The organism is Microbacterium wangyouchuni, assembly GCF_054072595.1.
This window is the reverse complement of sequence record NZ_JBSVRM010000001.1, coordinates 464,169-478,134: the sequence shown is the minus strand read 5'-3', so window position 1 is coordinate 478,134 and position 13,966 is coordinate 464,169. Positions and strand designations below refer to the sequence as shown.

Genomic DNA, 13,966 nt, shown 5'->3' with positions numbered 1-13,966 from the left:
TCTCGGCTTGTAAAAAGTCCGGTGCGGCAATTCCGAAGGGGGAGGAATCGAATCTGCCGCACCGGCTCCTGCCTGAACGAGCTCTCGGTGGCCGTCTATCCCAGCCGGCCACCGAGCGCGCTCACTCAGAGGTTTCCATTGCCTTCCGGCGACGGCGCACCAGCGCAAGTGCCAGGAGGAGAAGTCCTGCACCCAGCAAACCGCCAGCCAAGATGACGGGCTGCGGATCAGACTCTGCGCCAGTCGCCGCGAGGCCGCCGGAAGGAGAATTCGACGACGGAAGCTCCGCCGCAGGTTTCTCGACCGGCGGCTCCACAACCGGCGGCTCCACAACCGGCGGCTCCACAACCGGCGGCTCCACAACCGGCGGCTCCACAACCCCGGCTGATGTCACCGCTGTTGAAGAATCCGACGTGACCTGGTTCCCGTCGGGCGCCGTGGCGCTCGAGGTCGCCGTGTTTTCCACATGACCGGCGGCCGCATCCGACTCCGTCACCGTGTACGGCTCGCTGGACACTTGAACCTTCTGTCCCGGGGCGAGCGACCCGGTCATCGGGATACCCGTGACCTTCGCGTCGTCGACGGTCACATCGATGAGGGTCACGTTTCCGGTGTTCTCCAGCTCGAAGCCGTACCTGATCTGCTCGCCGGGGTTAGCCAGGCCATCGCCGTTGCGATCCAGCAACTCAGCGGTCTTTACGATCGCGAGTTCCGGCACAGCAGTCAGCTCGATCAAGGCCGTAGCCTCCGCCTCCTGCGCGAGACCACGAACCGGAGTGCTCGTGAACGTCGCCGTATTGACGACTTCGCCCGCGTCGACATCGGCCTGCGAAAGCGAGTACGAGGCAGTCCCCGTGATCGCCTGACCAGGCGCAAGCATCCCGGCCTCCACCGGCCAGTCTTCGAAGACGATGTCCGATACCCCATCGAGATGGTCGGCGATCGCGATCGCCGACTGCGTCACGTTCCCGGTGTTCTCGATCACGAAGGTGAAGGTCGCAGTGTCTCCCGCAACTGGGCGGTCGTTGTTCCCGTCGAGGTCACCGGTCTTGGAGAACGAGATCGAAGCGGCAGCGGGGATGATCACATCGACTGCGTCCGTCGCCGTGAACTCCACGCCTGCGGCATCCAGCCCCGAAGCGATGGCCGTGTTCGACACCGTTCCGCGGTCGATGTCTTCCTGGGTGACCACGTAGATCGCCTCAGCGATGACGGACTCTCCACTGCGGAGCACCCCGGCAGCTGCGGGCCAGTCGTACTCGATCACCGAGAGCCCCTCGAGGGCATCATCGATCGCCACGTCGTTCAGCGTGACGTTGCCGGTGTTCTCGACCTGGAAGGCGTAAGCGACCTGATCGCCGGCCAAGACAGTGCCGCTGACGTCGAGCATCGCATCCTTGGAGAGAACGATCCCTGCTTCGGCGGGAAGCGCGAGATCGGCCGATGAGGTCGCGGTGGCCTGCTCGCCACCACCCGACAGCGCAGTCACCGTCGCGGTGTTCGCGACTGTGCCGTTGTCAATGTCCTCGGAGGTGAGGGTGTATGACGCGATGGCTGTGACGCTCTCCCCCGCACCGAGTCGGCCCGGTAACGACGGCCAGCCGTCCGGGAAGGTGAGCTCAGACAGGCCCGACTTCGGGTCGTCGAGAACGATCCCCGATAGCGGACCGCTGCCGGTGTTCGCGATGAGGAGCTCATAGTCGATCACGTCGCCCGGCTGCGGGTCGAGTGGATCGCCTGGCTCGCGCAATGTCGCCGATTTGGTCAGGGCGATCCGGTCGATCTGATCCACGTCGCTCCCAGTGCCGGTCAGCGTTGCATCCGGGAAAGCAGGATCCGGTGCTTGGGCGGTCACGGTGTTCGACAGGGACGTGGCCGTCGTGTCTGCGGGGACACGCACCGTCACCGTCACGGTCACGGACCCTGCTGCTGCCAGTGCCGCAACATTCCAGGTCACGGTTCCATCCGCGTGCGTACCTTCGTCGGATGCAGAGACGAACTCAACATCCGCGGGCAGCGTGTCCACGATCTGCAGATCGGAGACGTCTTCGCCGATCAGCTCGTTCGTGACCGTGATGGTGTAGGTCGTCTCCTGTCCCGGCACGAGCGCGGCCAGTCCATCATCCTTGCTCGTCGTCAGCCCACCTGCTGCCGCCGGCTGAGCGAGGATCGTGATCGCGTCGCTGTTGTTGCCCGGCACCGGGTCGAACATGGAACTGGAGGCGGCGACGGTCAGTGTCACGCCGTTGGTGCGCACGATCACGGGGATGTCCATCGACACCGACTCGCCATCGGCGATCGGGCCAGGAAGAACGCACTCCAGGGTGGCGGGTCCGTCGACGGGAGCCGTTACCCCCTCGGTGGTGCAGGTCCAGTCTCCGAACTCGAGCCCGGTGATCTCGATGCCTGCGGGCACGCTCACGGTCACCCTCGAGGAGGCGTCCGTTCCGGAGAGATTCGACACCGTGAAGGGCAGCACCGCCGGTCGGTCGAGCTGCACGTCGACCGGCGCAGTCGCGGTCACTTCCAGGTCAGCGGCTTCAATCACGACACAGACCGGACTCGGCTCACTCACCGGCACATTCAACGCCGCCGTGGCGATCGAATTGCAGGCCCGCTCTCCGGCCGAGGGATCACCCAGCACGTTCGCCGTGTAGACGAACGAAGCGGATGCACCTGGGGCGAGAGGACTGGTCACCGCAGCCCGGATCGACGCGGCGTCCGCAGCAGTGGTTCCCCAGTCGTCGTCGCAGCCGGCAGGCCCGCCCGCGTACACCTCGGAGCGGCACGGGTCCGTCGACGAGGAGTATGTCAGCGCGAGGTTCGGCGAGACAGCGGAGACGGCCGCCACTGACTCGGAGAACTGCGATCCGCGCGCGGTCGCGGCGCTGCCGCTGCTGATGCCGGTATCGCTCGGGTAAGGGAGCACGTCGTACGCCACAATGTTCGACAGTGGCGTGGTGCCGTTGTTTCGCAGCGTCACACGGTAGGTGATATCCGTCGAGACCGGCGAAACAGCAACAGCCGGAGAGGTATCAGCAACCCAGTCGCAGCCATCGACCGCATCCGTGTTCACCCTGCAGATCTCTTTGATCGTACTGAGCATGGACGACGCACCGACGGTGACCGAGGCGGCACCTGCAGCGAAGTATTCCGACGTCACGTCGTCTCCGTCGATGTCGGTCACATCGAGGTATCGCTGCGGGTTGTTTCCGCCACCCCACGTCGAGGAATACCCGGGGTAAGAGTTGGTCGCGTCACCGACGACTCCGTGTGCCACACCGACGCTGCCGGCTGCTGCGGAGGCCGACGGCGCTGCCTGAACCAGAAGATCGGGCCATCGCGCGTTCATTCCCCACTTCGTGCCTTCAGGCCAGTGCACGTACAGCGCTTGTCGCTGCTGCCCGCCGTAGGTCACGGTCTTCGTCGTGAAACTGGCCCCGGCCGGCGCCCCGGCCGCAATGCTCCAGGAGTCTTCCACAATGTTCCACTGATACGGCGCGATGAACAGGTACTGCGGTTCAATCGCCGCCTCCGACTCCATGCTGCTGGTGACGCCGTTTACACGGTAGTCCACGGGCACCCCCGCGACCGGGTTGCCGGTTCCCGTGAGAGTTGCTGCGATGCTGGCCGTGAAGTTCGCCGGACGCGGAGTGATGATCACGGTGGAGGTCGCCGACCCCTCACTCACGTCAGCGAGAGCGCTGCCGGGGTACGTCATGACGGCGGAAGCGGTATTGCTTCGCTCCCAGCCCGCAGCGGGTGCCTCCCCCACAGTCTCGTATCGCAGTGCTGCTGTCCAGAGCGTGCTGAGCGGCTGCGATGCCTGCTCCTTGTTGGGGCCCGCGAGGGTCGGGCTCGTGATGGTCACTGATGCGACTTCGCGTCCCGCGGGGACGTTGTACGTTCCCTGAGCGGTTCCCGCTGTCCCGTCGTCGAGGGCGTAGTCGATTCGGCCGTTCTCGGCGAAGATCTGGTAGACGCGGATGTTCTCGATCTCGTCGAGGTTCTCGTCGGTGATGACAGCGACGCCGGCTGTATTGCCTTTGTTGCCTGCCCGGATGTACCAGCTGTACCGCGAACCGTCGTCCCAGACGATGTTGGGGTTCTGTTGCAGAGTGGACCACTTCTCCACCGGTGTCGCCGCCCCGAACGGGGTGCAGTCAGTGATGTCGTGTGTCACGGCGGTGGACGCCTGCTTGTTCTGTCCGTCGAGGTAGGTGACGTCCGTATCGAACGTCGCCTCGGCGGTCATCATGCACCCGTCGGCGAACAGCGACGAGGGGAACTGCACGGTCACCGTACGGGCGGCGCTGAAGCCGTTCGCGGATCCCCATCCGTCCGCCGCAGCCTGACCGCTCTGAGTCCAGGTCACCGTGCGAGCGACTGCGTCATAGATGCCATCCGGCGATGTCGCGACGAACACGGATCCTTCGGGCAGGTGGAAGGTGTTGGTGTACGACTCTGCACACAGTTTCGACGGTTCCCCATGATTCGCCGTCGTGCGGTACCACATGCAGTCAGAGCCCATGCGCAACACGTAGTCATAGTCGGTGTCGGCGCGCGCGAGCCCCTGTGACGCGAACGTCACCTGGGGTTCCAGAGTCTGAATGTGCCAGGTGATGGCATCTGACGCAGCGTGGGTGGCGCCCGCGTTCGTCGCATCGATCGTCACGGTGCTGGTGATCTGCTCTCCATCGACGAAGAACGACTGTGGCGCGGCGGTGAGACCGCGATTCTGCCAGGTGTAGGCCACGGTGAACGACCCTGTCGTACCGGCGGCGATGGTGCCGAGAGAAACCGTATAACCGTCGGCATTGTTGCCGCCGATCGTCGCGCCCGTAGGGAGCGTGCTCGACGCGTACGTCGCGAAGCGGAACTGACCATAGGTGCGATCCAGCTGCTGCGGATCGATCCGGATGGTCACGTCCTCACACGCAGCGACTGCCCCACAGGAGTAACCGATGTTCAGCGCGAATTTGTCGGTCGGCGCGGTCGTCCCGTATGTCGCCTGCAGTTCGGTGATCGGCGTCGTGAAGTCCAACCCCGAGACGTAATCGACGGTGGCCGACACTATCGCAGGCCCTCCCGGCACCGCCGACGGCACGACCGGCACCGCCATCGCTGCAGCGGGTGTGACGAGGGCGGATGCCACGACGGCGAGCGATGCCAGCACGGATACCAGCCCCCGAGCTCTGCGTGTCGTGGCGCTTCTGCGCAACAGTTTCATCATGGCGCGGTGTTCTCCTGGGGATCGGATTCGGATAGGGGTTGATCATGAACGCTGAGGTCGACGGAGAATTCTTCGTCGGAGCGGACATCGACGAGAACGACTTCTGCGGCGTATGCCTGTCCGTTCTCGCTGTCGCTGATGGTGCACGCGAGCGAAGCGCCCTCAGCGAAGGCATCGAGGGGTTCGCAGGTTACATCAGGGGCGAAACCCAAGCGCGACTCGATGGTTTTCGAAACCGCCGATGCAACGTCGGGGCGCTCGGCAACCGAACAGCCGACCAGAGCGAGAAGGCACGCCGCGACGGCGAGTGCATGTGAGGCGCGCGAAAGCACCATGTGCCCCTCCCCGAAGCTCGTGTGCGGCAGGGCAGCGGGCCCAGCCGCGTCACACGTTAGGCACGCGCGCAACTCGCGGGTGTCTCAGAGCGGCACTCTTGGCTCGAATTCACCCACCTGCTCACCCACCACACTCGAATGCCCCATACTTGCTCTGTGTCCACTCGACTTCTCCTGCAGCTCGCTGCTTTCGCGGCTGTGGAATGCGTCATCGGCATCCTGATAACGGCGCCCAATACGGCGATCGCACTGATCAACCCTCTGCTTTATGCAGTGACAGGCTCGGTATGGATGCTGTTGCCGTTCACAGCGCGAATCTGGAGCCGAGTACCCGGCACGGCGACAGCGGTCGGCGTCATCGCCGGCATCCTGTTGGTTCCGTTCAACGCGCTGGGGATTCTGCTGCCGCTCTCGCTCGCTGGACAGGGACTGCTGTTCGATCTCGTGCTGTGGCGCTCGCGCCAGCCGTCGCCGCTTCGGCTGGGCATCGCCGCGGCACTGACCGGCACAGTGATGGGCTTAGCGTCCCTGCCGGTGATCGATTCTTCCTGGTTCTCGGCGTGGTTCGTGGTCGCGATCGTTGCCTTGCGTTGCGTTGCGACCGTGACATTTACTTTCGTCGCCTCGCTACTGAACCGTCAGCTGCTGCACCGCGGCGTGATGCCGATCCGTTCGAAGGGCACAGACCTGCCACACGCGATCGATCGCGGCTGAAGCGGTCAGTCAGCGGCGGGTGCGGACAATCCCAATACCGCGATCTTAGCGAGGGCGTCGTCGCGGCTGGTCACACCCAGCTTCTGATATGCCGTGCGCAGCTGGGTCTTCACCGTGTTCCTGGATATGTTCAACGCCTGCGCGATCTGCGCGTTGGAGTGCCCGTGGCGCAGCTCGTGAACGACCGCGAGTTCTCTCTTGCTGAGTTGTGGCTGTTGCTCGTGGACGAAAAACGGCGCCGGAATCGGCGCGGAGAGTTGGCTGAGAGCTTGCGCCGCGAACTCCGACCGGTCGCCATCGAACAGCATCCGCATGCGATCGCGCACGTCCTGTGGAAGCAGCATCATCCCACCGTCCTCGCCCGCGATTCGCCCGATCCCGACGACTCGAAGAAGCGCCCGCTTGGCTTCATCGCGCTCTCCGGATTCGAGCATGCACCAGGCCAGGAGGAGCTGTCTCATCCGCACCATCCGGGGCGACGTGCTGCTCGTCAATGACGGATTCGCCAACGCCTTGGCTGCTGCGGGTGCGTCCTGCTGCAGCAGGACGATCTGCGCCCGAACGATGTGCGCAACGGGCGAGTCAACTTTGTCCGACAACCGAGCGGCGACCACGAGGTCGCCGGCGGCAGCGCAGGCGAGCGCTTCCACCAGCGTAAGTTGGTCTGCGTCCATCGGGCTGAGGCGGCGAGACGCCAACTCCGAGGCGCGTACTCGATTGATCTTCGAAATCGCGGTCTCCGCATCGCCGGAGATGACGTCAGCGATGGCATCCAGTGCGATGAGCAGAGGTTTGAACTCGATGGTGTCCAGATGCCTGTTCACTGCGGCGAGGTTCACCCGGGCATCAGCCACATCTCCGCTCCCCAGCGCCCGAACCATCTTCGCCAGGCGGAGCAACACGCCGCTGTACTCGTCGAGGACGAACTCTGGCCACCCCGTGGCCTGCAGCTCTTCGTCCACTTCCTCGAGCACGTCCCACTCACCACGCAGCGCGGCGCGCGCCGCAGCCAGCGAAGCGTGCATGAGGCCACCGCGGCGCTTCCCTCTCGGCATCCGATCCATGATCTCTTCGAGCTCGGCCCATTCGCCGGCCCGGAAGAACGAGACCGCACAGGTGACCATAAGCTCGGCGACCTGGTCTCCGAAGACCTCTTCACCGAGGCGATCGATCATTCGCAGTGCGCGCCGCGCGGCGACAACCGACTGGCGAGTGTTTCCGTCCAGCCGCGCGATCATCGACTCGGCGACGGCCATCGAGGCCTTCTCCGGGGTCACCCGCTGTCCCCCCGCGCGTGAACCGATAACGGCCGCCGCAAAGAACTCCCGCGCCACCCACCGCCGCCCGCGCGCATTCTCGACGAGCGCTCGCCCGGTTGCGAGCATCGGATGGTGCAGTGCGACCGGCAGCGGCACCCGCATCACCAGAGTCTGTGCGCCCGAGCGCAGCAGCACCGTCCCTCCTCTGACCAGCACCTCGCTCGCCAGCGTGTAGTCGCGTGCCAGCAGGGCGTGCGTCAGCGCAGCAGGCAGGTTGTTCTCGTTGCGACGAGTACGAGCGATGATCGCATGCAGGTCGGCGATGTTGCCAGGATATTCCCGTTCGAGCTCTCCCTGGAGCACTTCACTCACGACCGGATGGTATCGGTAACGCTCCACGTCACCGTCGTCGATCCTAGTGAGCAGGCCATCCACCTCCAATCGCCTGATCGTCTTGCTGCGATCGCCAGGCCCGACCAAGGCGGCGGCTTCGGCAAGGGTGAATCCTCCGCCCAGGGAAGTGCGCAACAAGAAGTGACGGGTGCTGTCGTCGAGCTGAGCCAGATACGCGCGCAGGTGGCTGGCGACCACGCGGGATTCGTCGGGTCCATCCCCGGACGTCCCCGCATGGGAAGCCGTCAGCGTGAGTGCTCGCAGAAACAGCGCGTTGCCACCGGATTTTTCAAGCAGATGTTCCGAGGACGGCCTACCGCCGACCAGTTCCACGACCTCGTCCAGAGAGAACGAGAGATCATCGACCGTCAGCACCCGTACGTCTATGGTGAGCCGCACGGCGGCATCTTCAAGGCGCGGTATCGACGCCCGAGACGCCACGATGAAGTCGATCGTCGGAACAGCACGGACGATCTCGAGGATGTCGTCCGCCACGCTGGCGTCTTTGAGCATATGACTGTCATCGACCACGATGACGCTGTCCACGGCGACGGAGCGAAAGGCTTCCACGAGCCTGCGCGTTTGGATGGAGTCCGACGCACTGATCCAGTACCCGGCTGCATCGCGTCCGAGGAACCCGTCCATCACGGTCCTCCAGAATGCGTCACGAGTGGAGATGTGTTCGTCCACGGTCACCCACAGGCCGCGCGCGTCAGGGAGCCTATCGGCGAGCTGCGCAGCTAACACTGTCTTGCCCGCCCCGCCGGGGGCACGCAGCACGGTCAGTGGGGCGAGCGGCAACAGTGGCTCTGTGAGCCTGGTCCGCTGCAGAAGCGATACGGGGATCCGCGGAGCGTTCCGCCTCAGCGCTGGGGGAAATTGTTCGGGCACAACCAATATCCTGGCCTACCTCTAGCGCTGTCAGCGCACGCCGGCCCATCGTGGAATCGCCGAGCTTGAACGTTACCGTGCAGCTCTCACCACCGACGCACAGTCACGCCGTAGCAGTCCCAGCTGTTCCACCCCATCGACGGGGTCAGCGCGGTCAGATCGCCGTGAACCGCCAGGATGCCGCCGACTCCGCGCCGGGCTCCAGAACAACCAGGTCCACGCCGGAGTTGAAGGCATCCGGCGGGCAGGTCATCGGCTCCACGGCGAGGCCGATCCGGCTGTTCGCGGCATCCGCGGGAAGATCGGCCGTGTGCACCTGCACCCAGGGGCAGCTCTCATCCCAGCTCAGCGCCACCCCGCGCCCGTCCGCTGCCACGACGCGCACCTCGGCGGCACCATCGACGCGTGAGAGCTCGGTGAACGCGTGGTCGATGAACACATCACCGATCGCGCGCGCCTCACGGAAATCCCACTCCGGATGCTGCTCGACCTGTTCCACCGCCACCGGGCTCAACCGGTCGGACGTGACCGTGAGAACCTCGGATGCCGGAAGGGTGAGCGTCCAGTCATCGACGCGGCCGGCGCCACCCACCAGGTACGGGTGCGGGCCGGTTCCCCAGGGCGCAGCATCCGTTCCGAGATTGCGTCCCGTGACCGTCTGGGTCAGACCGTCCGCGCCCAGGCGGAACTCGACGGTGACTTCGACACGGAACGGGTACCCGCTCTGCGGCTCGATCACAGCGGCGAGCACGACCCGCTCATCCGAGACACCGCGGTCGGTGCACTCCGCCCAGGCCACGAGACCATGAAGAGCGTGCCCGCGGGCAGGCTCCGTGAGCGGCAACTGATGCGCGCTACCGCGGAAGGTGTACCGGCCATCGACGATTCGGTTCGGCCACGGCGCGAGCGTCGCGCCTCGGTACGCGGGGCGCACCTCATCCGCGTCGAAGGGCACGACGAGGTCGCGGCCCTCGTGGGTGAGCATCCGCAGCGAAGCACCGACACTGGCGATGACCGCCTCATATCCGTGCGCTGAGATGCGTAGCTGACGACCGGATGCCGGGGAAGAATCGTTCATGTATTCGACGATAGCCGCCCGGCTCACAGGCCCTGTGCGAGACGGTAGTACGCCTGGTTCCAGCGCACCTGCTTCTGGAACTCCGGCAGCGTGGTGTCATCGTCGATCACGAGCAGTTCGACCTCGGCCATCTCGGCGAAATCGCGGAAGGCTTCCAGGCCCACCGCCGTCGACATCACCGTGTGGTGGGCCGCGCCGGCCGTCAGCCAGGCAGCGGCACTGGTATTGAAGTCCGGCTGCGGCTTCCAGACTGCTCGCCCCACGGGCAGGTTGGGCAGCGACGCGCGCGGCGCGACGTTCTCGACGACGTTCGCTGTCAGACGGAAGCGGTCGCGCATATCGCTCATCGCGACAACAATCGCCGGCCCCGCGTCGGCCGTGAAGACCAGACGCACCGGGTCATCCTTGCCGCCGATGCCGAGCGGGTGGATCTCTAGGGTCGGCTTCGCCGAGGTCAGCGAAGGCGAAACCTCGAGCATGTGCGCGCCGAGGATGAGCTCGTCGCCGGGCGTCATGTCGTAGGTGTAGTCCTCCATGAGGCTCGCACCACCGGGAAGACCCGCACCCATCACATTCGCGATGCGCACGAGCACCGCGGTCTTCCAGTCGCCTTCGGCGCCGAATCCGTATCCCTCGGCCATCAGACGCTGGACGGCGAGACCGGGCAGCTGCTTCAGGGATCCCAGGTCTTCGAACGAGGTGGTGAAGGCGCCGAATCCGCCCTCCTCAAGGAAGGAGCGCAGACCGATCTCGATCGCCGCGCCGTCACGCAGCGACTGGTGGCGCTCGGCGCCTTTCCGCAGCTCAGGTGCGACTTCGTATAGCTCCTCATACTCGGCAACGAGCGCGTCGATTTCGGACTCGGATGCCGCATCCACAGCATCCGCCAGCTCATTCACACCCCAGGTGTTGACCTGCACGCCAAAGCGCAGTTCTGCCTCGGTCTTGTCACCCTCGGTGACGGCGACGAAGCGCATATTGTCACCGAAACGGGCAAGTTTCAGCGAGCGGGATGCCGCGAACCCGGCCGCTGCGCGCTGCCAGGTGCCGAGCTCCCACTGTACGCGCGGGTCGCTGGCGTGGCCGACGATGGTCTTGCGCGGCACACCGAGCCGCGTCTGGATGTAACCGAACTCACGGTCGCCGTGGGCGGCCTGGTTGAGGTTCATGAAGTCGAAGTCGATGTCCGCCCAGGGCAGTTCTACGTTGGCCTGGGTGTGCAGGTGGGCGAGCGGCTTCCGCAGCGCATCGAGCCCGGCAATCCACATCTTCGCGGGGCTGAAGGTGTGCATCCAGGCGACGAGGCCGATGACGCGGTCGTCGGCATTGGCTTCGAGCGCGGTGCGGCGGATGGCCTCACTGTCGGTGAGGACCGGCTTCCAGACGATCTTCACCGGGACATCGCCGGCCTCATCGAGCAGACGAGCGATCTCCTGTGACTGCTCGGCGACCTGGGCGAGCGTCTCGGGTCCGTACAGGTGCTGGCTACCGGTGAGGAACCAGACCTCGTAGGCGTCGAGAGAGGTATTGAGCGGCGTGCGGGTCATGAGCGTGTCCTTCTCTTCTCAGCTCCGGTCGCAGTTCGTGTCGCTCTGAGAGCGAAATAACCGCATGAAGTGCGACCGGAACGGGGTTATAGCGATTCGACCGCAGCTGCCTCGACGGCGAGGCCAGCGCGGTAGCGGTCAAGGTAGGTGGCGAACCCGGCGACATCGGCAGGATCCGGATCGACGGTGGAGATGGATGCCGCGGCGAACACCTGCTCATCGAGATAGGTGCCGAGGTCCGAGGATTCGGCATGCGACAGGTATGACGCCAGCACGGCGATCCCCCAGGCCCCGCCTTCGGATGCGAGTTCGCCGACCGCGACCGGAGCATCCAGGGCTCCGGCGAGGAATCGCTGCGCGACACCGGCGGTGCGGAACATGCCACCGTGCGCGAACATCCGATCGAGTCGCGCGCCCTCGGACTCGAGCACCTTCATCCCGAGCGCGAGCGTCCCGAACACGCCGTAGAGCTGGGCGCGCATGAAGTTGGCCAGCGTGAAATCGCTGTCGGGGGTGCGCACAAACAGCGGCCGTCCCTCGATCAGACCAGCGATCGGCTCGCCGGCCAGATGGTTATAGGCGATCAGGCCACCGGCATCCGCTTCGCCCTTCAGCGCTTCACGGAAGAGAGCCTCGAAGGCGGCGTCGCTGTCGACCGGCTGGCCGGCGGCCGCCGAGAACTGCGAGAACAGTCCCACCCACGCGGCCAGTTCACTGGCGCCGTTATTGCAGTGGACCATGGCGACGCCGTCTCCGGCGGGGGTGGTGACGAGGTCCAGTTCGTGGTGCACCTTTTCCAGCGGATGCTCGAGCACGACCATCGCGAAGATGCTCGTGCCGGCTGAGACGTTGCCGGTGCGCGGTGCGACGGAGTTCGTCGCCACCATGCCGGTGCCGGCATCGCCCTCCGGCGGACACAGCGGGATGCCGGCGCCGAGCGCTCCGGTCGGATCCAGCAGCCCCGCCCCTTCAGCGGTAAGCGATCCGGCATCCTCACCGGCTGCCAGCACCCGCGGGAACAGGCTCGTCACCGGCGCCGGGAGGCGGTCTGCGGCGAGCGCGTCGTAGGCATCCAGCATCCGCGCGTCGTAATCGCAGGTGGCGGAGTCGATCGGGAACATCCCGGACGCGTCTCCCACACCGAGCACTCTCTCGCCGGTGAGGCGCCAGTGCACATACCCGGCAAGCGTCGTAACGAAGTCGAGGTTCGGCACGTGCGGTTCAGCGTCGACGCCGGCCTGATGCAGATGCGCGATCGACCAGCGCAGCGGGATGTTGACGCCCAGCAGCTCGGTGAGCTCCGCAGCCGCGACAGTGGTGTTGGTGTTGCGCCAGGTGCGGAACGGCACGAGCAGCTCGCCGGCTTGATCGAAGCCGAGGTACCCGTGCATCATCGCCGAAATCCCGATGGCACCGAAGGTATCGGGGCGCACACCGTGACGTGTCTCGGCATCATCGACGAGATCGGCGTAGGCGCTCCGCAACCCCTGCCAGACGTCTTCCAGGGCGTAAGTCCACAGGCCGTCTTCGAGGCTGTTCTCCCACGAGAATGATCCAGTGGCGAGCACTTCGGTGGCGTCCGGCCCGATCAGACAGGCCTTGATGCGGGTGGATCCGAGTTCGATGCCGAGGCTCGTGCGACCTGCGGCGATATCGTCGCGGGCGCTCATCGGCGGTTGTCCGTCGACTGACCGTACACATTCTGGTAGCGGTTGTAGAGACTGTCGATGGCTTCCTGCGGAATCGGGATGAGAGCACCTGCTTCACGGGCGTAGTGCACGGTGCGGGCGACGTCTTCGACCATGACGGCTGCCTTCACGGCATCCTTCGCGTCGGTTCCGATCGTGAAGGGACCGTGGTTCTGCATGAGCACCGCGCGGGAGCGGTGTCCGGTGAGTGTCTCGACGATGCCGCGTCCGATCGAGTCGTCGCCGATGAGCGCGAACGGACCGACCGGGATCGGGCCGCCGAACTCATCCGCCATCGCTGTGATCACGCAGGGGATCTCCTCGCCGCGAGCGGCCCAGGCGACGGCGAAGGTGGAGTGGGTGTGCACGACGCCGCCGACGGCGGGCATGTTGCGGTAGACGTAGGCGTGGGCGGCCGTGTCGCTCGAGGGAGAGCGGTCGCTGCCAGCACTACCGGGGACGACATTGCCGTCGAGATCGCAGAGGATCATGTTCTCAGGAGTGAGGTCGTCGTAGCTGACGCCCGAGGGCTTGATGACGAACAGGTCGGCGCCGGGAACGCGGCCTGAGATGTTGCCACCGGTCCAGACCACCAGACCGTTTCGGACCAGCTCACTGTGCAGGCGGGCGACGTCTGCGCGGACGGCGGCAATGGATGCTTCGACCTCGGGGCCGAAGGCGGGGGCTTCGTTGCTCACGGGAACCTCGTTGGATTGCAGACGGCCACTGTGACCGGTCACGGTCTATGAAATCACGGCGCCAGGTGCGGGTCAAGCCTCCCGTCTCCGCGCGTGCTCGCGCATAACTCCTGCGTGATCGCGTACAACT

Annotated in this window: 8 protein-coding genes; 2 read left to right on the top strand and 6 right to left on the bottom strand. The window is 65.5% G+C overall.

What is annotated here, in order from left to right; translation table 11 throughout:
* Positions 1-121: 121 nt before the first annotated feature.
* On the bottom strand, positions 122-5,233 hold the full coding sequence (locus tag ACW5CM_RS02285; RefSeq protein WP_457124045.1) for a CLIPPER-2 domain-containing protein: 5,112 nt from the start codon (positions 5,231-5,233) through the stop codon (positions 122-124).
* Between the two features lie 44 nt (positions 5,234-5,277).
* On the opposite strand from ACW5CM_RS02285, the gene ACW5CM_RS02280 reads away from it, so the two are divergent.
* Complete coding sequence (locus ACW5CM_RS02280; protein ID WP_457124044.1) at positions 5,278-5,550, top strand: hypothetical protein; 273 nt, start codon at positions 5,278-5,280, stop codon at positions 5,548-5,550.
* A 174-nt stretch (positions 5,551-5,724) separates the two neighbouring features.
* Complete coding sequence (locus tag ACW5CM_RS02275; protein ID WP_457124043.1) at positions 5,725-6,282, top strand: hypothetical protein; 558 nt, start codon at positions 5,725-5,727, stop codon at positions 6,280-6,282.
* A gap of 5 nt (positions 6,283-6,287) precedes the next feature.
* On the opposite strand, the gene ACW5CM_RS02270 is transcribed toward ACW5CM_RS02275, so the two are convergent.
* From ACW5CM_RS02270 to ACW5CM_RS02250, 5 genes are all read right to left on the bottom strand, one after another.
* Complete coding sequence (locus ACW5CM_RS02270; RefSeq protein ID WP_457124042.1) at positions 6,288-8,735, bottom strand: winged helix-turn-helix domain-containing protein; 2,448 nt, start codon at positions 8,733-8,735, stop codon at positions 6,288-6,290.
* Positions 8,736-8,979: 244 nt separating this feature from the next.
* Positions 8,980-9,903, bottom strand: a complete 924-nt coding sequence (locus tag ACW5CM_RS02265; RefSeq protein WP_457124041.1) for an aldose 1-epimerase family protein — start codon at positions 9,901-9,903, stop codon at positions 8,980-8,982.
* Between the two features lie 23 nt (positions 9,904-9,926).
* Positions 9,927-11,450, bottom strand: coding sequence for an L-arabinose isomerase (gene araA / locus ACW5CM_RS02260; protein ID WP_457124040.1), 1,524 nt, complete (start codon positions 11,448-11,450; stop codon positions 9,927-9,929).
* A gap of 86 nt (positions 11,451-11,536) precedes the next feature.
* Positions 11,537-13,120: a xylulokinase gene (locus ACW5CM_RS02255; RefSeq protein WP_457124039.1), complete on the bottom strand. Its 1,584-nt coding sequence runs from the start codon at positions 13,118-13,120 to the stop codon at positions 11,537-11,539.
* Complete coding sequence (locus ACW5CM_RS02250; protein WP_457124038.1) at positions 13,117-13,836, bottom strand: L-ribulose-5-phosphate 4-epimerase; 720 nt, start codon at positions 13,834-13,836, stop codon at positions 13,117-13,119. The genes ACW5CM_RS02255 and ACW5CM_RS02250 overlap by 4 nt, the downstream gene beginning before the upstream one ends.
* Positions 13,837-13,966: the final 130 nt, after the last annotated feature.